The sequence below is a fragment of the Salibacterium sp. K-3 genome, from assembly GCF_054052005.1.
In genome coordinates this window covers 63,713-84,123 of the sequence record NZ_JBSVZE010000003.1, presented here as the reverse complement: position 1 = coordinate 84,123, position 20,411 = coordinate 63,713, and the positions used below count along the sequence as shown (strand labels likewise).

Annotated in this window: 20 protein-coding genes and 1 pseudogene; 14 read left to right on the top strand and 7 right to left on the bottom strand. The window is 48.7% G+C overall.

Annotated features, from left to right (window positions below; genetic code table 11):
- Positions 1–62: 62 nt before the first annotated feature.
- The 3 genes from ACW9JV_RS16035 to ACW9JV_RS16025 all read left to right on the top strand — a co-directional run bounded on the left by ACW9JV_RS16035 (position 63) and on the right by ACW9JV_RS16025 (position 4,440).
- Positions 63–2,144: a methyl-accepting chemotaxis protein gene (locus ACW9JV_RS16035; RefSeq protein WP_457336256.1), complete on the top strand. Its 2,082-nt coding sequence runs from the start codon at positions 63–65 to the stop codon at positions 2,142–2,144.
- 144 nt (positions 2,145–2,288) lie between these two features.
- Positions 2,289–2,783 (top strand): GNAT family N-acetyltransferase, encoded by a 495-nt coding sequence (locus tag ACW9JV_RS16030; RefSeq protein ID WP_457336254.1) that lies wholly within the window; start codon positions 2,289–2,291, stop codon positions 2,781–2,783.
- Positions 2,776–4,440: a YndJ family protein gene (locus ACW9JV_RS16025; protein WP_457336252.1), complete on the top strand. Its 1,665-nt coding sequence runs from the start codon at positions 2,776–2,778 to the stop codon at positions 4,438–4,440. The genes ACW9JV_RS16030 and ACW9JV_RS16025 overlap by 8 nt, the downstream gene beginning before the upstream one ends.
- On the opposite strand, the gene ACW9JV_RS16020 is transcribed toward ACW9JV_RS16025, so the two are convergent.
- Positions 4,367–5,749, bottom strand: coding sequence for an MATE family efflux transporter (locus ACW9JV_RS16020; RefSeq protein WP_457336250.1), 1,383 nt, complete (start codon positions 5,747–5,749; stop codon positions 4,367–4,369). The two genes, ACW9JV_RS16025 and ACW9JV_RS16020, sit on opposite strands and share 74 nt — an antisense overlap.
- A gap of 228 nt (positions 5,750–5,977) precedes the next feature.
- Between ACW9JV_RS16020 and ACW9JV_RS16015 the strand changes: the two genes are divergently transcribed.
- The 4 genes from ACW9JV_RS16015 (at position 5,978) to ACW9JV_RS16000 (ending at position 10,207) form a co-directional block, all read left to right on the top strand.
- Positions 5,978–6,910 carry a DMT family transporter gene (locus ACW9JV_RS16015; RefSeq protein WP_457336247.1) on the top strand — a complete coding sequence of 311 codons (933 nt, stop codon included), beginning with the start codon at positions 5,978–5,980 and terminating at the stop codon, positions 6,908–6,910.
- A gap of 58 nt (positions 6,911–6,968) precedes the next feature.
- Positions 6,969–7,607 (top strand): SDR family oxidoreductase, encoded by a 639-nt coding sequence (locus ACW9JV_RS16010; RefSeq protein WP_457336245.1) that lies wholly within the window; start codon positions 6,969–6,971, stop codon positions 7,605–7,607.
- Positions 7,608–8,255: 648 nt separating this feature from the next.
- Entirely contained in the window at positions 8,256–9,491 is a 1,236-nt protein-coding gene (gene ltrA, locus ACW9JV_RS16005; protein ID WP_457336243.1) for a group II intron reverse transcriptase/maturase, read from the top strand.
- A gap of 473 nt (positions 9,492–9,964) precedes the next feature.
- Positions 9,965–10,207 (top strand): DUF2584 family protein, encoded by a 243-nt coding sequence (locus ACW9JV_RS16000; protein ID WP_457336241.1) that lies wholly within the window; start codon positions 9,965–9,967, stop codon positions 10,205–10,207.
- Positions 10,208–10,222: 15 nt separating this feature from the next.
- Here ACW9JV_RS16000 and ACW9JV_RS15995 read toward each other — a convergent pair whose 3' ends face one another.
- The gene (locus ACW9JV_RS15995) at positions 10,223–11,029 is read right to left on the bottom strand and encodes a 2OG-Fe dioxygenase family protein (protein ID WP_457336237.1); all 807 of its coding nucleotides are present in this window, start codon (positions 11,027–11,029) and stop codon (positions 10,223–10,225) included.
- Between the two features lie 146 nt (positions 11,030–11,175).
- Here ACW9JV_RS15995 and ACW9JV_RS15990 point away from each other — a divergent pair, with 146 nt between their 5' ends.
- A complete protein-coding gene (locus ACW9JV_RS15990; protein WP_457336235.1) occupies positions 11,176–13,332 on the top strand; it encodes a DNA topoisomerase 3 in 2,157 nt (718 codons plus the stop codon).
- Between the two features lie 53 nt (positions 13,333–13,385).
- On the opposite strand, the gene ACW9JV_RS15985 is transcribed toward ACW9JV_RS15990, so the two are convergent.
- Genes ACW9JV_RS15985 through ACW9JV_RS15975 form a run of 3 tightly spaced genes read right to left on the bottom strand, consistent with a single transcriptional unit; the run spans position 13,386 to position 16,441 of the window.
- On the bottom strand, positions 13,386–14,339 hold the full coding sequence (locus tag ACW9JV_RS15985) for an ABC transporter permease (protein ID WP_457336233.1): 954 nt from the start codon (positions 14,337–14,339) through the stop codon (positions 13,386–13,388).
- Entirely contained in the window at positions 14,340–15,281 is a 942-nt protein-coding gene (locus tag ACW9JV_RS15980) for an ABC transporter ATP-binding protein (protein ID WP_457336231.1), read from the bottom strand.
- 2 nt (positions 15,282–15,283) lie between these two features.
- Positions 15,284–16,441: a COG1470 family protein gene (locus tag ACW9JV_RS15975; RefSeq protein ID WP_457336229.1), complete on the bottom strand. Its 1,158-nt coding sequence runs from the start codon at positions 16,439–16,441 to the stop codon at positions 15,284–15,286.
- 144 nt (positions 16,442–16,585) lie between these two features.
- Here ACW9JV_RS15975 and ACW9JV_RS15970 point away from each other — a divergent pair, with 144 nt between their 5' ends.
- The 3 genes and pseudogenes from ACW9JV_RS15970 (at position 16,586) to ACW9JV_RS15960 (ending at position 17,828) form a co-directional block, all read left to right on the top strand.
- Positions 16,586–17,155, top strand: coding sequence for an RNA polymerase sigma factor (locus ACW9JV_RS15970; protein WP_457336228.1), 570 nt, complete (start codon positions 16,586–16,588; stop codon positions 17,153–17,155).
- A pseudogene (locus tag ACW9JV_RS15965) lies at positions 17,145–17,243 on the top strand (hypothetical protein); the annotation flags it as partial. The gene ACW9JV_RS15970 and the pseudogene ACW9JV_RS15965, both read left to right, overlap by 11 nt.
- A gap of 21 nt (positions 17,244–17,264) precedes the next feature.
- The gene (locus tag ACW9JV_RS15960; RefSeq protein WP_457337265.1) at positions 17,265–17,828 is read left to right on the top strand and encodes a hypothetical protein; all 564 of its coding nucleotides are present in this window, start codon (positions 17,265–17,267) and stop codon (positions 17,826–17,828) included.
- 184 nt (positions 17,829–18,012) lie between these two features.
- Here ACW9JV_RS15960 and ACW9JV_RS15955 read toward each other — a convergent pair whose 3' ends face one another.
- Positions 18,013–18,525 carry a DUF3231 family protein gene (locus ACW9JV_RS15955; protein ID WP_457336226.1) on the bottom strand — a complete coding sequence of 171 codons (513 nt, stop codon included), beginning with the start codon at positions 18,523–18,525 and terminating at the stop codon, positions 18,013–18,015.
- 210 nt (positions 18,526–18,735) lie between these two features.
- Between ACW9JV_RS15955 and ACW9JV_RS15950 the strand changes: the two genes are divergently transcribed.
- From ACW9JV_RS15950 to ACW9JV_RS15940, 3 genes are all read left to right on the top strand, one after another.
- Positions 18,736–19,074, top strand: a complete 339-nt coding sequence (locus ACW9JV_RS15950) for a DMT family transporter (RefSeq protein WP_457336224.1) — start codon at positions 18,736–18,738, stop codon at positions 19,072–19,074.
- Complete coding sequence (locus ACW9JV_RS15945; RefSeq protein WP_457336222.1) at positions 19,074–19,388, top strand: DMT family transporter; 315 nt, start codon at positions 19,074–19,076, stop codon at positions 19,386–19,388. Before ACW9JV_RS15950 ends, ACW9JV_RS15945 begins: the two co-directional genes overlap by 1 nt.
- A gap of 93 nt (positions 19,389–19,481) precedes the next feature.
- Complete coding sequence (locus ACW9JV_RS15940) at positions 19,482–19,814, top strand: DUF1516 family protein (protein ID WP_457336219.1); 333 nt, start codon at positions 19,482–19,484, stop codon at positions 19,812–19,814.
- Positions 19,815–19,858: 44 nt separating this feature from the next.
- Here the strand turns inward: ACW9JV_RS15940 and moaC are convergent, their stop codons facing one another.
- Entirely contained in the window at positions 19,859–20,356 is a 498-nt protein-coding gene (gene moaC, locus ACW9JV_RS15935) for a cyclic pyranopterin monophosphate synthase MoaC (protein WP_457336217.1), read from the bottom strand.
- Positions 20,357–20,411: the final 55 nt, after the last annotated feature.

The window sequence follows — 20,411 nt, the reverse complement described above, 5'->3', positions numbered from 1 at the left end:
TCGATAGAATGGCATTTGTAATCACTTGGACTCATGTATCAATAACAGATGGGGGTATTTGCATGAAAGGAAATATGACGCTGCGGAAAAAGATGCTTGCGATCTTCATTCCGCTGGTACTGATATCTGGGGCAGCTGTTTCAGCGGTATCCTATTTTACCGCTAAAGATGACCTTGAAAACGCGCTGGAAGAGAATATGACCGCCACCAGTGCGGAATTGACGGAAGCAACAGAGAGACGGTTTGTCGGTCATCAGCGGATTGGAGATAATTTGTCGTCTCTGTTGAACAGTCAGGGAACGTCTATGGAAAAAGAAGAAATGGCGGACGTCCTGGAAAATATGATCTGGAACAACGAAGACACGCTGGGGGCAGGTGTCTGGTTTGAACCGTACACCTACAATGAAGATACAGAATATTTCGGGCCGTATGTATATAAAGACGGGGACGAAGCAGTGTACACCGAAATGTATGAAGAACCTGATTACGACTATCCAAGCTATGAATGGTATAAAGCGGGGATGAACTCCGACGGAGAAGCTGTCTGGACGGCACCCTACACGGATGGGGAAACAGGCATTACGATGCTGACGACTGCGGTTCCTTTTCAGAATGATACCGGGGAAACAACCGGTGTCGTCACCGCGGATATTGATTTGACCACCTTGCAGGATCATATCGGCTCGGCGGACATGAACGGTTCCGGTTTTGCTTTTTTAACGGATGAAAACGGGCAGTACATTGCTCATCCGAACCGGGACAAAGTCATGTCGGCGGGTGTCAGTGACGAAGAAGAGTTCGGCGGAGCGTTTTCCACTGAGGTGGAAGAGATTCAGAGGCTCGATTACAATGGCGAAGAACACCTTGTCTATCAGCAGAATCTCCCGACAACAGGGTGGACATTATCTCTTGCAGTGCCGGAAACGGAACTGTATGCACCGCTCAATCAGCTGTTGACCCAGCTGGTCATTTATACCGTGGTGGTGGCACTGCTTGGATCTATCGTCATCTTCCTGTTTTCCGGACGATTGACCCGTCACCTGAACACATTGAAAGAAAAGATGGGACGGGTGAGTGAAGGCGACCTGACCGTGAACACATCGATTGATTCCAATGATGAAGTAGGGGTACTCGGCCGGCAGTTCAACAAAATGACCGAAGACATGAACGATCTGCTGACTTCCATGCGGGATACGGTGTTTACGCTGAGAGAGTCATCGGAGCAGATGAGTGCCACCTCGGAAGAAACAACAGCTTCCAGCCAGGATATTAACAAAGCGATTCAGGATGTAGCAGCAACGGCTACAACGATGTCCGAGCAGACCGAAGAAACGAACCAGGCTTCCGGGGAACTCGCGTCTTCCATTGAAAATATTACGAAGCGGGTGGAATCAGTCAGGGAACTGAGCGAAAAGCAGGAAGCGGACCACAAGGACGGTCTCGAACAGATGGAAACCCTCCAGCACGCTTCCGAGTCTGCCGCTGAACAGACAGATAAAGCCGGTTCAACGGTGCAGGAACTGTCGGAGCATGTTCAGAGCATTGAATCGGTGATCGCAAGCATTGAGGATATTTCCGAACAGACGAACCTGCTGGCGCTGAATGCGAGCATTGAAGCCGCGAGAGCCGGGGAGCACGGTAAAGGGTTTGCGGTAGTCGCCGGCGAAGTCCGGAAATTGTCGGAACAGACGACAGATATGACAAGCCAGATTCAGGAACGGATCACTTCCGTGAAACAACAGTCTCAGGAAGCTGTCGTTTCCATGAAAGATGTGCAGGATTCCAACAGTAACCAGAAGGAAGCCGTGCTCGAAACAAAAGAGATTTTTGAACGGCTGACGGGCGTGGCAAGAGAAATGGCGGAGGCCATGAATGCCATATCCGGCGATGCGGCAAACATGAACGAGAAAAAAGAGAACATCACGGAAAGACTGGACAATATCAACGCAAGTATTCAACAGACCGCGTCGGCGAGCGAAGAAATCAGCGCATCAACCGATGAACAGGTACAGGCGCTCCAGGGAGTGGCCGAAACCGCGGAGCAGCTTCAGGAAATGAGTGAAGAAGCCGACAAGAAAGTACGCGCATTCCACATTCAGGAGCAGGAGAAAGAACAGCCGGAGGAAAGTCACGACAGCCATTAATGGCAGTATTCGAGAACGGCAGCGGCATCAATACTCGCCGCTGCCGTTCTTCTTTTTTACATGTCAATGGTTTGTGATTGAAATTCATGTCCGGAATGATAGGATGGATATGATAGATTGTCATAAGAAATGGTGGAGAAAACGATGAAGATAGTAGAAGCGGCACCAGCAGAAGCCGAAATCGTCAAGGTTGTCATGCAGCGGGCGTTCGCGGAATACAGCAGCGAAGCTGTTCCATCCGGGGCGATGAATGAAACCACCGCCTCCATTCAGGCGTCGATAGCAAACGAAGAGGAGACAGCTGCCTTGTGCTATGTGGGAACGAGAGCAGCTGGTGTGGTCAGGGTGAAAGAGGAAGAAGAGGCCCTCTACTTTTTCCGATTGTCGGTTCCTCCGGAGGAGCGGGGAAGCGGTATTGGAACGGCGCTTATCCGGTGGGTGGAAAGCAAAGCATTGCAGCTAAAAAAAGAAACGGTGTACTGTAAGGTGCGGGCCTCAACGCCTCACAATGTAAGGCGGTATGAGCGGCTCGGATACCACATTTATGACACGTATACTGTGGAAAGACCGGACTGGCCGGCTTTTGATGTTATCGCGATGAAAAAGAAGATACCGGTGGAGCAGTCTGCCCATGAATAGATGGAGTAAGCTGCTTCCCGGTGTTTTCAGTTTTCTGTTCTGGACGGCCATTGTGCAGCCCGGCTTGATACAAGCTGCCCTTGCAGCAGCGTTCTTTGTCATTGTCCCCGCTGTGTTGACTGTATCAACTGTGGCTCTGCCCGGATGGACAGGTTTGTATTGGTTTGCTGCTGCCTGGAGCGGCGCTCTTTCCATGATGCTGGAAACGGGAATAAGTGCGATGCTGCTTTCCGTTGTATGGTTTCTGTTTACTGGATTTACTGCCTGGAATGGTATGCGGAGGCTGATGGCGAGAGGGGTGGCTCCTTTGGAGGAAACCGCAGTCGATGCCGGGTTTATGTATATTGCTGTCGGTGGAGCCTGGTTTGTTCTATCCAGAGCGGGAGCAGCTCCATTGCTTCCATACTCTGACGTTATTGTAAATTTGACGGCGGTTCATTTTCACTATGCTGCATTTCTGCTTCCGGTATTAACAGGATTGTTGGGGCGGCACCATTTTCATAAAGGAAGTCCCGGCCGGCGGTCTTCCTACCGGTTGTTGACAGCAGGAATACTGACCGGCCCGATTTTGACAGCGGCTGCAGTTGATCAGGGTCCCCCTCTTGAAGCGGTCCTTGTAGCTGTTTATGTGGTATTCCTTTACTGGTTCGCGGTATGGAGTATAAAGGCGGCGTTATCGATGCCGTATTCTGTCAAAGGGGTCATTATCGTTTCTTCTGTCGTGCTGATCTGGACAATGACATTGTCGATTCTCTACAGTACTGGTCGTGCGGCAGATTTTTTTGTGATTGGTATCGGAGGGATGATCCCGTGGCACGGTGCCTGGAATGCGTTTGCTTTCTCGATTCTTGCATTGATCGGCTGGTCTCTCCTATCACCCAGCCCCCGGGCGGTTTATCATTCATTTCCTGTCAGCAGAATGCGGGGGAAAGCTTATATTGCCGAAAAAATAGTACAGAATCTGCCGTTGAACGAAGCCGGGGGCCTGATTTCTTCCTGGGATGTATATAAAAGAGAAAGGTTTGACCCGGAGACGCTTTCTCCGCTTGTGTCCTGTTTTCACACGAATACGGGACAGTTCCATATGGAAGCATACATAAATTGGCGTTTTTCTCTCCTCTATAATGTTTCTTCTTTTTTTACCAATAAAATGAGACAGATTAATATTCCTGCATCAGGAAAAAGAGAAATGAAAGGAAGGGTGTACAAGACTGATGAACAGCAGGACGGGCGCCCCGCTCCGCATGTCTGGTTGCGGAACCTGGCGGATACAGGCAGTCCGGTATTCACAGCTGTGTACTCTTATCATACAAAAGAAGATGTCACGTATTTCAACATTGCCCTGCCCCTTCCGGCCGGTGTGATGACTGGTATTCTCCGGCCGGAGCATGGAGAAGACGGCGCGCTTGTTCTAACAAGCTGCAAACGACCAGATCTCCGGGGGGATGAGGGTATTTATATCACGATAGGCAGGTGGACCTGGAAAACTCCGTTGAAGGAAGTATTTTATATGCGGCAGATAACGGATAAGATGCTGGAAGCCGATCATTCCATGTCGATCGGCCGGTTTCGTTTTCTTAGAATCAGGTATTATTTACCGTTGATTGAAAGGCCGGAGACGCAGCGTGACGGCGCTGGACGATCCGCAGACGAATGAAAAAACCGACAGCCGCTGACGTTAATCCCACTGTAATACCGACCCACCAGCCGAAAGGGCCGAGTGCGGTGTGAGCCGCCAGCACATAACCGGCCGGCAGTCCGAACAGCCAGTATGAAACAAAGGAAGTGAAAAAAGGGATAGTTACATCCTTATATCCCTGCAGTACGCCCTGCAGCGTGGACTGGGCGGCGTCGGAAAACTGATAAAAGATGGCAAACACGAGAAACTGTCCCGCAAGTGCTGCCACTTCAGGGTTATTGGTGTAAATCCAGCCGATGTCCTGTCGGAACACGTAGATGAAACTGGAAGAAACAAAAATAATGCATACGGCCGCTCCAACCCCGATCCGGGTATACTGTTTCGCGTGCTCCAGGCGGCGGGCTCCGATTTCAAATGCAGTCACAATGGTTAAAGCAAGCGACATGCTTAACGGAATCATAAATATGATGGATGTGAAACTGAATGCTGCCTGATGGGCGGCAATGGTAATGGTATCAAACATTGCACCCATAAAGAGGGTGACGGCGGAAAAAATACTCGCTTCAAAAAACAGGGAAAGACCAAGGGGTATCCCGATACGAAGCTGTTTTTTCCAGGCTGTCCACGAAGGAGCCGTCCACTGTTTAAAAATACGGTACGGCTTCATCATGTCCACCCGGAACGTCATCACAACGCTCAAAACCAGAACGCACCCGTATGATAAAGCAGTGGCATACCCCGCCCCGACTCCTCCCATTTCAGGAGCACCGAATTTCCCGAATATGAAACAGTAGTTAAACAGAAAATTGAGAGGCAGAACGGTCAGCATAATCATCATGGTTATACGTGGATACCCCTGCGCGTCAAAAAAGTTACGTACCACCATCGAAAGAAAAAACGGAATAATGCCAAAAGACAACCCAATGAGATAGTGTTTGGCCGTGTAGTGTACGGCAGGATCCAGTGACATCACCGAAAGGACAGGGTCCAGGAGTAACCATCCGCCTCCAAGTATAAGAAGACCGAAAAAAATGGCGACATAAAAGCCCTGCGTCACAATGTCGGTGATGCTCCGGCGTTCATTATTACCAAGCAGTTGTCCGATCATGGGCGTAATGGAAAGAAGAACTCCATTCACACCGGTGAAGACGGGGAGCCATAAACTCGAACCGATCGAAACGCCGGCAAGATCGTTTGTTCCGGCCTGCCCGGACATGATGGTATCGATGAGATTCATGCCGAAATAACTTAATTCCGTGACGAGAATCGGCCATAAAATCACCATGAACAATTTTATTTTCCCGAGCAGTTTTTCAGCATGGTACATAGGGAATCCTCCGGGATTTATGGTACGTTACGTAATGGATAATGATAGCAATTTCCTCTATTTTTGGCAAGAGACTAACCTGTGCATCGCAAACGTCAAAGAACATCAAAACTTTTTTAATATAGTATTGAATTTCTATAGCATTTTTGCAGAAGAGGTGAGAAGATAGGAATGCTTTAGGTTCGTATGTCCTGTTTACATCATTTGGAGTGCAAAGAAGGTGATAGGATGAAACCTGCTGCTGCCTATGGAATAACGATACTCGGTGCTTCTTTCTGGGGAGTGACCGGGCTGTTTGTTCAGAATTTATATACATTCGGCTTCTCCCCGCTTGAAGTGGTTACCATACGGATGACCTTGTCGATGGTTATCATGTTTGTCCTGATCGGGGTCATCCGTCCTTATCTTCTGAAAATACACCTGCGGGATATCCCATATTTCATAGGGCTCGGGGTGGTCAGCATTGCCCTGTTTAACTGGTGTTATTTCACGGTGATGGAGCAGGCATCCTTATCTGTGGCCGTAGTCCTGCTTTACACCAGCCCGGTATTTGTAGCCTTGATGTCACGATTTGTCTTTCATGAACCCATTACAGCGAATAAAGTCGGAGCCGTACTTCTCACGACAGCCGGATGCAGTCTTGTAGCCGGTTTTTTTCCGCTCGGTTCCATGAATATAACCTATGCGGTCGTCTTGTTTGGGCTGGCTTCCGGGTTTTTTTGTGCGCTCTACAGCATCATCGGCAAATTTGTAAGCCGCAAATACCATTCGATTACCATTACAGCTTATTCGATGATGAGCGGGGGCCTGTTTCTGCTGCCGGTCAGCGGCATTGAACAGAACCTTGCCCCTTTCACGGAACCGATGGTCTGGGTGTATGCCGTCGGCAGTGTACTGATTTCCACGATTCTGGCGTATGTGTTATATACCGCCGGATTAAAATATATTGAATCGAGTCATGCCGCCATCCTTGCGACCATTGAACCGATTGTCGGGATTATCGTAGGCATCCTTGTTTTCGGTGATCAGCTGTCAGGCTGGCAGAGCGCAGGTATCCTGCTTGTTTTTTCCTCGATTCTTCTCTCGGTCTTTTCCACCGGGCGGAAATTCAGGCCTGGAAAAAAGAAGCCGCGTTTTCACCACCACGGAGATGCCATGTAAGGTTTGGTGTGTGGTAAAATGAGGGTAATAGAAGGAAAAAACGAGGAGGGGATCAGGGATGAAGGTTTTGGTCGCCGGCGCCCATGGGCAAACAGGCCAGCTTCTGGTCAGAATCCTTGCTGAACATCCGGAGCTTGAAGTCCACGCCATGGTTCGTGATTATCATCAGGCAGGAAGGATGAGGGAACTGGGAGCGGATCACATTGTAACGGCGGATCTGGAAAACAATGTGTCAAAAGCGCCGAAAGGTATGGATGCCGTTCTGTTTGCCGCCGGCTCGGGTTCCAAAACCGGCCCTGAAAAGACGCTTGCAGTGGATCAGGTCGGCGCCAAAAAGCTGATCGATGCATCCAGGGCCCAAGGGGTCCGGCACTTCATTATGTTGAGCAGTATTGGAGCGGATGACCCATCTGGTCCCGACAAATATTATCTGGAAGCAAAAGGAACGGCAGATGCCCATCTCGCGGGAAGCGGCCTGAATTACACGATCATAAGAACAGGCTCTCTCACCTCCGAAGCAGGCACAGGGCTGGTCGAAATAAAAGAACGTTTTGATAACAGAGAAGGCCGGAGCGTTTCCAGAGAGGATACAGCCGGGGTTATGGCTGCTGTGTTGACAGAAGCACACGCTGTGAACAAGACGTTTGAGCTGTCTTCAGGAAACGTGCCGATAAAGGATGCTTTGCAGGGGTGTTAAAAACCGGTCGTCCTTTATATATTTCCCGGGAAATGATGTCGAAAAATATACCGGTTCATGAAGTTAGAACGAAAGAGTACTGCGCGGTAGCGGAGTGCTCTTTTTTGTGTGCCCGGCATGCGCACAAGCTATAGGGTTGAAGTCCCGAACGGCGAAGGTCGTTGTAGCCGTTAGCTAAAGGCAAGGGTGTCCATCGCGAGGTGGAATCTGAAGGAAGCCGAAGGCAAATCTCCGACCCGAGGAACACGAATCTCATAGGAGGCTAATCTTCTTGGATGAGGCTGCGAAACAGGCCGAAGCCCGAACGACCAAAGAGAAGGTTAGTAAATGAGGCGGGTATATGGAGAGGAAGGTTGTGCGCTTACCCGGGGAGGTCTGATCGGAACGCCGTACACCTGCGGTAACCAGTTTCACGAGGAACTGCTGAACGATCAGAAGTCAGCTTCGGCCATAGTACCATGTGGTACTAGGACATATGGGAAGGGCCGAATCATGAAAAGAGAGCTCTTTTCCCTGCGTACGTCTTCTTCGAGGACACAGAACATAGCAGCTTTCTGAGAAAGAAGGGGGAATTCCCGGAGGGCTCAGCGAGCGTGGAGGAGAAGGCCACACAAAGGATGGAAAGAGCCACGTGGAGGTTTGAAACCTATGTTGGAAGATGTCTTACATCGTGACAACTTAAATCAAGCTTATCTCAAGGTGATCCAAAACAAAGGAACAGCCGGCGTGGATGGCAGGGACACGACGGAACTGAAACCTCAGATCTCCGAAGAGTGGACCAACATACACGAGGCTTTATTGTCAGGAACCTATCAACCGTCCCCAATCCGCCATGTCAAAATCCCGAAACCGGACGGAGGGCAACGGAAGCTGGGTATCCCGACGGTCATGGATCGCCTGATCCAGCAGGCTTTAAACCTTTATCTTCAACCGATTTATGACCCTGCGTTCTCGGAACACAGTTACGGATTCCGTCCGGGCCGGCGGGCTCATGATGCCGTTCGAAAGGCGAAACAGTATATCAACGAAGGATATACATGGGTGGTTGACATTGACCTGGAGAAATTCTTTGATACCGTCAACCACGACCGCCTGATGCGGACCTTGAGCCACCGGATCCAAGATGGACGGATCCTCCGAATCATCCGGAAATACCTACAAGCCGGTATGATGGATCAAGGTGTTGTCCAATCAAATAGAATGGGAACACCGCAGGGAAGTCCGTTAAGTCCCCTCCTCTCCAACATTGTATTGGATGAATGGGACAAAGAAATGGAGAAACGCGGCATACGCTTCGTGCGATACGCCGACGACTGCCAGATTTACGCCGGCTCCCGAAAAGCGGCGGAACGCATTTTCCGGAAGATGACCCGGTTCCTGGAGAAAACGATGAGGTTGAAGGTGAACCAAACGAAAAGTGCGGTGGACCGACCCTGGAAACGAAAGTTTCTGGGATTCAGCTTCACCGCTTCTTCCAAAGGGAATTCGAAAATCCGGATTCATCGACAATCACTGGAACGGGCCAAAGACCGCATCCGAATGATTACGTCCCGACGCTGGAGCATTTCCATGGACGACCGTATAAAGAGACTGAACCAGTTTCTTGTCGGGTGGAGGAACTACTTCGCTCTGGCAGAAACGCCAACGCCATTCCGAAGAATGATGGAATGGATACGCCGGAGACTCCGTATGATCCAATGGAAAGAGTGGAAAACACCGAGAACGAGAAAGAGGAAATTGCGTGGACTGGGGGTATCACCCGCTAAAGCCTATGAATGGGGAAATACCAGAAAAGGATACTGGCGGGTGGCCTGCAGTCCAATCCTCCACCATACATTAAACGACGCCTATTGGCGTCGTCTGGGGTTAAAATCGTTGATTTAACGTTTGATTTTCATGAAACCGCCGAGTACGGCCCCGTACGCTCGGTGGTGAGAGAGGACGGGGGTTAGTCACCCCCTCCTACTCAATTTTCAGGAGTTTCATCGTTTCGCTGTGCAGTCTATGCTCCGTTCTTTTGCCAGCGTGAATGGATGGAATCCGATTGAAGTCTATCTATATGGCCTGGTCATCCGGCATTACCAGTGTCTCCTATTTGCATCTCCTTCCGTGGCTTCTCGGAATTTCAGCTGCTCGCCTGTGCCGTTGTCCATCCACTCGTAACCATCAGCCTGCAGGGACTGCTCGTCGAGCCTTATCTGCAGGTTCGTACCATCTCACACTCTGGAATCTTCCGTTTGCTCTCCTGTTTGGCGCAGCCGAACGGCACTTGGATATTTTTTGTTATAGAAGGATTTGTTCCGGGAATGTCGAATCATAACGTAAGATGAAACATTCAGGAAGGGAGGAAACCGGCTATGGGATTTTCCATTGAAATGAACTGGGAAATCATTACGCACAAGCATTCTGAACGGTTGGGAGAACGATCTTTTCGTCTCGTGAAAGATGGGTACCACCTTTATCCGCTGGATACGGCGGTGGATATACAGACTGAAGAAGGGAGACCGCCGTTTGGCACAGCGGTCATTACAAAAGTGGAATGGGGGACCGGCAGGACGACACTGCATTATGAGCTGGTGGCACTGACCTCGGTGAACTAAACAGTGCGCGCCTTTCTATACGTAAATCATGGCATCTGTGCTGCCCTGCATGCTACGCAGCTGATCGGGGTCTGCTATTACCGTCGGCTGAAAATCGATCAGCACCGCCGAGCGTTCCCCGGGACCGTCTCCGGTTCCTTTCTCCACGTCCCCGACAAAATGGGTGACAAGCGGATCATAGACACTGTAAGACTCCAGCGGCTCCTCAAGGTAAAACGACTCCTGGATATCACGTTCCGGAACATCCTCAGGCATTTTCCCTTTGTGCCGGGGAAATGATATGGCATTCATGGCTCCGGAAATATTGCTGCGCCGGATCAAATGGGCGAACGTAAAGGGTTCGCCGTCCTGATGCAGCGTATTAGGGGAAGACACTGCCACATCTCCTTGCTTTTCCACTCTCAGCTTCACAAAATGCACACCTGCATGAAACGGCATCAATGCATCTTCCCGCATCCAGAAGGTTTCCCTGAAATCAAAACGGATCATTTCCTGCAGCAGCCTGTTTTTCATCGAACGCTGCTCCAGCGAAGGAAAGCGCCGGTATTCGCCCGTATATTCCGGATTAAAACTTCCCTGAAAGTATTCGTAGTAAGCCTTTCCGTCGATATGGGTTTCCGGAAGCCACGTTATCTCATGCGTGCCGGGCATCACAAGAGCTCTGGCGTAACGCCGGTACCGGTTTAGATGAGGGGCGTATTCATCCGCAGGCAGATTGTCGAACGCATGCTGCAGTTCCAGGAGATCCTCATTGATCCCCGGATAATGTATTTTATCTTTTAAATGGTAATATTCGTACCCTGCTTTTTTTAACTGACTCACAGGTATGACCTCCATCTCTCATGTTTCCCATAAAAGTCTATCATTTTTTTCTGTCTGCGATAAGAGAAAGCATTTCAAAAAAGAACGATATCCTCTATACTGAAAAGAACATACATTCGATATCAACGAGGAAGGAGCTGTCTGCCATGCCGGTGATTCTGGCAGAGAAACCAAGTCAGGCCAAAGCATACGCCGCTGCGTTCCCGAAAGGGCAGAAAAAAGAAGGGTATATGACCATTCCCGCCTGTCCGGCTTTTCCGGAAGGAGCGGTGCTGACCTGGGGAATCGGCCACCTGATCGAACTGAAAAGCCCGGCGGAATACGAAGCATCATGGAAACGCTGGAGCCTGAATCATCTGCCGATGCTCCCGCAGACGTTTGAATTCCGTCCTTCACAGAAAACGAAAAAGCAGTTTCAGATTGTGCGCCGCCTTCTGAAACAGGCGGATTATATTGTCGTTGCCACCGATTGTGACCGGGAAGGGGAAAATATCGCACAGAGCATTATCCAGGAGGCCGGAGTATCTGATAAACCGCAGCAGCGGCTCTGGATTAACAGCCTTGAAAAAGAGGAAGTGAGAAAAGGGTTTGAACGCCTGCGGGACGGAAAAGTATTTCATCCGTTGTATCAGGAAGCGCAGGCGCGCCAGATTTCAGACTGGGTCGTCGGCATGAACGCCAGCCGGCTCTACACGTTGCTGCTAAAAAACAAAGGGTTGAACCACGTATTCAGTGTCGGACGGGTGCAGACTCCGACCTTGAAATTGATTTACGACCGCCAGAAGGAAATCGAACAGTTCGTCCCGGAGCCTTATTATGAGATCAAGGCTTCCTTTGAAACAAAAGCAGGGTCCTATAAGGGAAAAACGAACAAAACATACGGAACGCAGGAAGAAGCGGAAAAAACGCTGAGCGCGCATAGCATCGGTTCAGAAGAAAAAGGAAGCATTGAAGCGGTCGATGTAAAGGAAAAACGGATCAAACCACCGATGCTTCATTCTCTCTCCAGTCTGCAGACACTCGCAAATAAAAAGTATAAATACAGTCCGTCCCGAACACTCGAGATTGTGCAGAGCCTGTATGATGAACCGCTGAAACTTGTCACATACCCGAGAACCGACACTCAGCATATTACGAACAGCGAATACGCCTATGTCAAACAGAACATTTCGGCATGGCAGCAGATCACCGGAGACGATTTTCACGCCGAAGAGCCGCGTGCCAAAAAACGTTTTGTCGATGATAGCAAGGTAAAGGAGCACCATGCTGTCATTCCGACCAAAAAAGTTCCAACAGACGCCGTCATGCAGAAGTTGACGACAGAACAGAAGAATATATATACCGAAATCGTAAAAAGTGTACTCGCCATGTTTCATCAGGATTATGTGTACGAAGAGACTGTGGTTACGACGGATGTGAAAGGTCTGTTGTTTTACAGCAAGGGAAAAGTGGACAAACAACGGGGCTGGAAAACCTTATTCGACAGCGGGAGCACCTCTTCCAAACAGCAGCTTCCGGAACTGCCGCCGGTTGAAAAAGAAATGCAGGCCAAAGCATCCGTGCAGATTGAAAAAGATATGACAAAGCCGCCGAAACCCTACACGGAAGGCAATCTGATCAATATGATGAAAACGTGCGGAAAGCTGGTGGAAGAAGATGAAAAAGCAAAAGCCGCGCTGCAGGAAGTAGAGGGGCTTGGTACGGAAGCCACCCGCAGTGGTATTATTAAAACATTGATCCGCCAGGAATATATCAAGGTTCAGAAAAATGTCGTACATGTCACCAAAAAAGGGGAGATTCTCTGCGAGGCGGTGCAGGGTTCATTATTGTCCAAACCGGAAATGACCGCCAAATGGGAGCTCTTTCTGCGTAAAATCGGAGAAGGAGAGGCAGAAAAACAGACATTTATCGATAACACGGCCGCTTTTACAAAAAAACTGGTGGATACGGCAGCGCAGGAAGTGGAAAACGTGCAGATCCCCGAAAGCGGCCTGCCGGCGCCGAAAAAAGGAACAGGGAAACGCCGCAGTGTGGCGCCGATTGCAGCGTGCCCTTCCTGCGGGAAAGGAAGCATTGTCCTGCGGAAATCCTTTTACGGCTGCACGGAATACAGCAATGGCTGCAGGCAGACATTCAACCGGACCATTCTTGGAAAAACCATTACCAAAGCCCATATCCGGGCGTTATGTGAAAAAGGAAAAACCCCGGTCATTGAGGGTTTTCAGGGTAAACGACCATTTAATGCTGCGCTCGTATGGAGCAACGGAAAAACGGAATTTTCTTTTCAGTCCCAGGGGGAGTAACCGAAAATGAGGACCGCTTTCCGCAGGGGGGATAGCGGTGCGGCCCTTGTGGGTCAAGATCGGATTTCTTTCCGTACAAATAATAAATAAGCGATACCGAAGCAGATAAACGTGCCGGCAATTAACGTTGTCAGATGTGGCCAGATAACCAGCAAGCTTTGCTGCAGCGGCAATGGTGTCGGAATGGAACCAGCAACCTGGCTCATGGATAGCGGTCCGGTCGAACGGATTTCCGGAGTTAGTAACACCGACGTGATGTTGCTGTAAATCTGGTTTGGTGACAGCCGGCTGAATATAGATGTCCATGCGGATGGACTCCCTTCAGCGTTTGATCCGCTGAACAGCTGCAGAATGATCGTGTAAAACACGGAAAAGAACAACCAAATAGCGATACATGTCAAGGCAGAAGTGGCCGGCTGTCTGAACAAGGTTGAAAAGATGATGGATACATTGATCCAGAAAGCAATGTAGATAATGGTAATCACAGTGAAAATCAAAATGCGCAGGAATTCTTCGAAGCTTGGAGGAATGCCTATAAACCAGATGCCAAAGCCGATCATCAACAGGCTGAGAATACTGGACATAATGGATACAACAAGTACAGCAGCAAAGAACTTGGCATTGATAACCGCATCTCTGGGAATTGGTTGAGCCAGAATACGACTTAATGTACGCTTGTTCATTTCTGCATTAATAGCATCAAAACCAAGCGTGATACCGATAAGAGGACCGATAAGCCCCAGCAGGGCAAAATAAGGCGGGAGGTTTCCGCTTGACAACGTAAAAATTTTCAAAAACAACGTTGCTGTACCAGGATCCAAATCAGCAGCCGCCTCACGAATATTGGAAAGGACGACGTATAGAGAACCCGCGCATATCAAAAACACGAGCGCAAAAAGAACAATAAAACGAAAGCTGCGGATGTGATCGGCCAGTTCTTTTTTTACGAGAACGATAAAAGGCTGCCATGTTGATTCCTCTCTGTCTTTCAGCAATACGTTTTTCATTCAGCTCCCCCTCTCTTCTGTGAAATACCGATCATAAATATCCTGAAGTTCATAGCCTTGTTTGTTGAATTGCCGCAGAGTGAGCGCGCGTCGGGAAACCCATTCCAGAAAAACATGTTCAAATTCAATGGGAAGCGTAATGCGGGAATTCGTTTCAAATTGTACGTATCCTTCCGAAAGTTCTTTCAGTTTTTCGCGGTCTTCTGAGGAAAGAGAACGATCAAAAATGATATCAAATGAAACATCTGTCTGGTCGAATAATTCATGACTCAATTCTTCAATTGTTCCAGAGGCAAAAAGGGATCCGTTCATAAACAGTCCAACCCGGTCGCAGATGGATTGAACCTGTTCCAAGTGATGGGAGGACAAAAGGACTGTTAACTGTTTTTCCTCCCGGAGGTTCCGTATCAGCGCTAATAATTCCTGTACCCCTTTTGGGTCAATGCCAAGAGTTGGCTCGTCCATGATAATAATATCCGGATCCTTCATTAAAATATCGGCAAGCCCCAGACGCTGTTTCATTCCTCTCGAATAGGTTTTGACTTTCGCATCTTTGGCATAGTCCAAATAGACTTGTTGGAGCAGTGATTCTGCATTGTCCCGGGCCTGTTTTTCTGAAAGGTGATTCAGACGGGCGGTGAAAAGTAGATTCTCGATTCCGGTCATGTCTTCATAGAAACCAACTTGATCCGGGAGATAGCCGGTAATCCTTTTTACACGTATCGGCTCTATCTGGGAATAGAACCCGCCTACTTTGATCGTTCCGGAGTCAATGGATGTTAAACCAAGCATGGATAGAATGGTGGTCGATTTTCCGGCGCCATTTGGTCCAAGAAGTCCGAAGATCTCTCCTCGTTCAATATTTAAGTTCAAATTCTTTACAGCGGTAGTGGAACCATAGCTTTTGTTTAACTCTTCGATTTGAACAATCGAATGGTTCATCATTATCTCCTCCCATAACGGCGGATGATGAAGTAGATGCCTGCTGCAGTCAGGACAATAATAGCTGCACTGATCCATCCCCATACTCCTGTTTTCTGTACAGACATACGCAGATCGATACTGTCACTGACCTGAGCACCTTCTGCAGTTATTGTGGATACATAATCGCCCGCAATAGCGTTGCCGCTTGCGTTAATCTCAGCTTGAACGGTTGCCTGACTGCCGGGTTCAATGGCCGGGATGGAAGAAGGATCAAACGAAATATCCCAATTTGGCGGCGCCTGTGCAGATAAAGTCTGCTCCTGGATAGGGATAGTGCCGGTATTTTTTACGACAAGGTCGATGGTCCGGCTTCCCCCGATATTCAGTGTCGTATTGAGTTGACCGGAAGGCGTTGACAATTCCATGCCGTACTGCCCTGTAATGCTGGCTTCAAATGTCTGCGAGGCGGAAGTTCCGCCGGCGGAGGCGGTTACATCAAAAGAATAATTTCCAGCTTCAATCTGATTCGGGGGTGTGGCAGTTACGGTGACTGTTTTTTCCTGATTGGATGGCACCGATACGGAAGATACACTTTCTCCGTTTGATTCATACTGTACCGACCATCCTTCCGGGGCTGACGCTTCCATGGCATAGACCTGTTCTTCCGCCGTGCGGTTGCGGAGGTTGGCTTGATAAGTGAATTCTGTTTCTGAATCTCCTTCTAAATTCGGCTGTTCGCTGGAGAATTCTGTCTGATATACGCCTTCCTCCTGGACTGTTACTGAAAGCGAAATCGTGTCACTTGGGCCGTCTGCATTGGCTGCCTGCACTTCAAAGTTATACGTACCTTTTTCCACCTCAAGCGGAACTTCCAGTTCGAGTGCAAAAGACTGCGGGGAGCCCGGTTGAACCGTAAGCTCATTCAATTGAAATCCACCCGCGGTCAATGTGTAGGACCATCCTTCCGGCAGTCCCTGAACAGAAAGATCTGCTGTTTGGATGGCACCGGTGTCGTTCATGACCTGCATATCATAGTTGATAGTTTCTCCGGGTGTAACTGCAATACCCGAAAAAGGACTATACAGTTCAAATCCGTTCACAGCCTGAACCGCGGGGGGGTGGGAAGCGAAGAGAATGATGCCCATGCTGAAAATAAGCATGACAAATTTTTTTAGCATAAAGAACAACCTCCTTCATCATTGTCTGTTCTTCATACGCAGGAAAAGTTTGATTGGATGAAGATATTAAAAAATTTTTTGCTATGGATTATGCTTTTTGATTAAACTTAAAGATAAAAGATATAAAGACAAAGGAGTTTCAAAGTGAGGTATGATCCAGATACGGCTGATGCATTTCTAAAAATGGCTGATAAAACCGAAGAACGATTTGTTCTTTTTTATGAGACCTACTCACCAATTGCTTATACGATAGCGCTGAAATTATTAAAAAATGAAAAAGATGCAGAAGATGTCGTTCAAGAAGTCTTTATTGAGATATTTCAGACTCCTGGTCAGTATGATGGACAACGTGGATCGGTTCGTGCCTGGGTGGCAGTAAAAACCCGTTCACGCTGTCTCGATCGTCTTCGGAAAAAGGAGGAAACAGTCAAGGATGAAATAGAGATAGAATCAAAGGAACAGCTGGAAGAGGATGTCCTCCGCAGAATCGAATGGGAAAAGACGAAAACATTTCTCTCCAAGCTTCCGGAACGACAGAGACAAGCGGTTATCGGAAATTACCTCTATGACCAGTCTCACGCTCAGCTTTCCGAAAAGCTGAACAAGCCTTTGGGAACGGTAAAATCCTGGGTGCGCCAGGGATTGCGTGGTCTCCGGAAACAATGGTTTGAGGAACGATCAAGAGGGAAGGATAAGGATAAGTATGACGTGTAAGCATTATCAAGAGCAGATACTTGTGGATTATGCGTTGGGCGGTCTCTCTGAAGCAAGCCACAAACAGGTTCGAAACCACCTGCAAACATGCCCGGACTGCTCTCAATGCGTGATGGAATGGAACCATCTGCTGGAAGATTCGGAAAAAGATTGGAGGAAACCATCTGAAAATGTAAAACACACCATTTTTCAGAAAACAATCAGCCGCAAGTGCGGATCAACAGATAAAAAACGACGTGGTGGTACTGTACTTGCCGCAGCAATACTCTGTATTGCTACCGCCCTGCCTCCGTTATTGAATACAGAACAAGAAAATAGTATTCCGGGAACTTCCACGCTTTCATTTCTCCATGAGCCGGGGACAAATTTGTACACGTCAACTTCTGCTGTGGGTACAGGTTCACGAGGTTACGTCTGGGTGAATGATGTAAGCGGAGAAGTTTATGTCTTTGTGGAAAATTTAAATAAAGATAACCCTGAAGCACAAGTTCACACCCAGAATAACGAGGTCATTTCAATCGGCAGTATGAACGCGAAAGAACAAGGTGGTCAGGTTTACAGCCATAAGGAAGTGAGTGATGAACCAGAATATCTGGTGGTGAAATCAATTGACGAAAATGACGTGGAGATTTTTCCGTTGGACCATTTTCTTGATTATGGAGATTTGAGATAAAAAGGGCGCATCGGCTTACATTATACAAAGGAGCTGTGACCAGTATAGGATATTAGCAGCCCTCTTAATAATGACTCTCCTTGGTCAATTGTAACCAAGAGTTATACGACGTGAGAAGACGGAGCAGGGCCTTTTTACCCGAGCTCCGTCTTTTGAAGTTGTTTCGTTTTGCCAAGCCTGGTTCTTAAACCGTTACCGGTCCTTCTGTCTGGAGCGGCGGTACGACAAGCCACCCTTTGTCTTTATTCATCTGCAGCAGTTTCGCTCCTGTCTGGACTTTGGTGGTATGATACCGGTCAAACAACATGGCGATATCTTCCCGGAGAGACTGGCCGATCATTTGGCTGCAGGCCATCATGCCGCTGGTGATATCTCTGGAAACGGCAGCGGATATTTCCGCATCATTAAACCGTGCTCCCGCCGGGATGCTGTCCATATCGGAGTAAGCCCGCTCCGGCGGAGACGGTGGAAGAGTGGTCCCGTTTGATTTTAAAAGCTCTTCGATTTCTGTTTCTTCTCTTTTTGCCTGATCGACGATGCTTTCCAGCAGTTTGAATAAATCAGCGTCGCCTGTATGGTTCATCCAGGTTTCATAACCCGAAATGATACCTTTGACACCGTTTAGATATGACCATGCGCCGAAAATTTCCCCGTAATGCATCGGTTCGTCCTGTGGATGTCCGCCTAAAATACCCATGATGAATGGCCCCCATGCTTTTAAATTTTCCAACTCTCTGACCGGATACTGCTGCTGAAGAACAGAGCAGGCCGGCCTTTTTAGCATACGGAAGTGAAAAGAATTTATGAGGGAGGGAGGCATCCAATTTTTAGACAAAGCAGTGGTCTGCGTCTATAATACAAACAGGGATTATACTGCAGTCTCTACACGGTACAAACGGAGTTTGGGGTGAACAACGTGAAATGGCTGATCGTTATAACGGCAGCGGTTTTTGAGATCGGCTGGGTGATCGGGCTGAAATATGCAGGAACGGCCGGAGAATGGGTGTTGACAGCAGTATGTATGTATATCAGCTTTCATCTTCTTATTGCTGCCGGGAAAACGCTCCCCGTGGGAACAGCGTATGCAGTGTTCGCCGGGCTTGGCACAGCCGGTACAGTGATGAGCGGCATGGTTTTCTTCCAGGAACCTGTGGACGCGCTTAAGCTGCTCTTGATCGGAATTCTGCTTGCCGGCATTATCGGGTTGAAAACAGCGGAAGATAATACGGAAACGGAGGATGCTTGATGGCCTGGGTGTATCTGGCAGCTGCCGGCATTTTCGAAATGACGGGTGTTACGATGATCAATAAGCTTCACCGTGATGAAAGTGCGGCAGCGCTCCTGTATCTGATCGGCAGTTTCGGAATCAGCTTTATGCTTTTGTCGCTCGCCATGCAGACATTGCCGATGGGGACCGCTTATGCGGTGTGGACAGGGATCGGTACCGCAGGAGGAGCTGTTCTCGGCATGATGTGGTACGGCGAGCCCAAAGACACGTTCCGGATCAGCTGTATCGCAATTATTATTGCCGCAGCCGCCGGTCTTAAACTGATTTCTTAACGATCGGTGAAGATTACCCGTAAAGCTTGCGGTGTGACGATTCGTCCTATATATTAGGGATAGAGTATTACATACAAAGGAGACGGACATTATATGATGAATATGCTGCAAGGAGCCCATGAAGGATCATGGTTTCTGCTCGTGATTTTCTTTCTCATCAGCTACTTTGCACCGAAACAGAAAGTGACGCTGATGATTATGCGCCTGTTTGCTGTTATCATGCTGCTCTCAGGCATCGGTATGCTGGTTTCCTACGGCTTCCCGCTTCTTTATCTGTTAAAGGGAGTACTTGCTCTGATTGCCATTGCCCTCATGGAGGTAACGGTGGCAGGAAAAAAACGCGGACAGTCCCGTGGAGGCCTTGTGGGTCTTTTGATTATCCTTTTGATTGTTATTGTACTTCTCGGTTATGGTGTGATCGGGTAATCGAAAAGCCGGCGGAACAGGTACTACCTGTTCCGCCGGCTTTTTCATGTGCGGTGCTGTTCTCTTTGATAGTCCCCGCTTTTTCCGCCGGTTTTCTCGAGCAGCCAGGTTGGTCCGATCGTCATGTCTTTACCGGTCGATTTACACATATCATATACTGTAAGGGCTGCGGCGGAGGCTGCGGTAAGAGCTTCCATTTCCACCCCTGTGTTTCCCTTTACTTTTACTTCGGCGGTAATAAGAAGATGGTATGTGTCTCCGCCGGCTTTTTCCCATTCAAAAGAAATGTCGGCGCCCTTGATCGGCAGCGGGTGGCACATCGGAATCCAGTCGGATGTTTTTTTTGCTCCTGTGATACCGGCAACCTGCGCAACCGCGAGCACATTTCCCTTTTTGTTGGTTCCTTCTTCCATCTGTCTATAGGCTTCTTTGGAAATCGTGATGCCCGAGCGTGCCCGGGCCGTTCTTGTACTTTCCTCTTTTTCGGAAACATCGACCATTCTGGCACGGTCCTGTTCATTGAGGTGGGTGAATTCGGTCATTACGGCAGCTCCTTTCAAGTGAGACGGTTGGAAAAGATATGATACCATTATAATA

Coding starts and splice junctions, on each gene's coding strand:
- ACW9JV_RS16035 (WP_457336256.1), top strand. CDS start 63: ATGAAAGGAAATATGACGCTGCGGAAAAAGATGCTTGCGATCTTCATT.
- ACW9JV_RS16030 (WP_457336254.1), top strand. CDS start 2,289: ATGAAGATAGTAGAAGCGGCACCAGCAGAAGCCGAAATCGTCAAGGTT.
- ACW9JV_RS16025 (WP_457336252.1), top strand. CDS start 2,776: ATGAATAGATGGAGTAAGCTGCTTCCCGGTGTTTTCAGTTTTCTGTTC.
- ACW9JV_RS16020 (WP_457336250.1), bottom strand. CDS start 5,749: ATGTACCATGCTGAAAAACTGCTCGGGAAAATAAAATTGTTCATGGTG.
- ACW9JV_RS16015 (WP_457336247.1), top strand. CDS start 5,978: ATGAAACCTGCTGCTGCCTATGGAATAACGATACTCGGTGCTTCTTTC.
- ACW9JV_RS16010 (WP_457336245.1), top strand. CDS start 6,969: ATGAAGGTTTTGGTCGCCGGCGCCCATGGGCAAACAGGCCAGCTTCTG.
- ltrA (WP_457336243.1), top strand. CDS start 8,256: ATGTTGGAAGATGTCTTACATCGTGACAACTTAAATCAAGCTTATCTC.
- ACW9JV_RS16000 (WP_457336241.1), top strand. CDS start 9,965: ATGGGATTTTCCATTGAAATGAACTGGGAAATCATTACGCACAAGCAT.
- ACW9JV_RS15990 (WP_457336235.1), top strand. CDS start 11,176: ATGCCGGTGATTCTGGCAGAGAAACCAAGTCAGGCCAAAGCATACGCC.
- ACW9JV_RS15985 (WP_457336233.1), bottom strand. CDS start 14,339: ATGAAAAACGTATTGCTGAAAGACAGAGAGGAATCAACATGGCAGCCT.
- ACW9JV_RS15980 (WP_457336231.1), bottom strand. CDS start 15,281: ATGAACCATTCGATTGTTCAAATCGAAGAGTTAAACAAAAGCTATGGT.
- ACW9JV_RS15975 (WP_457336229.1), bottom strand. CDS start 16,441: ATGCTAAAAAAATTTGTCATGCTTATTTTCAGCATGGGCATCATTCTC.
- ACW9JV_RS15955 (WP_457336226.1), bottom strand. CDS start 18,525: ATGGGTATTTTAGGCGGACATCCACAGGACGAACCGATGCATTACGGG.
- ACW9JV_RS15945 (WP_457336222.1), top strand. CDS start 19,074: ATGGCCTGGGTGTATCTGGCAGCTGCCGGCATTTTCGAAATGACGGGT.
- ACW9JV_RS15940 (WP_457336219.1), top strand. CDS start 19,482: ATGATGAATATGCTGCAAGGAGCCCATGAAGGATCATGGTTTCTGCTC.
- moaC (WP_457336217.1), bottom strand. CDS start 20,356: ATGACCGAATTCACCCACCTCAATGAACAGGACCGTGCCAGAATGGTC.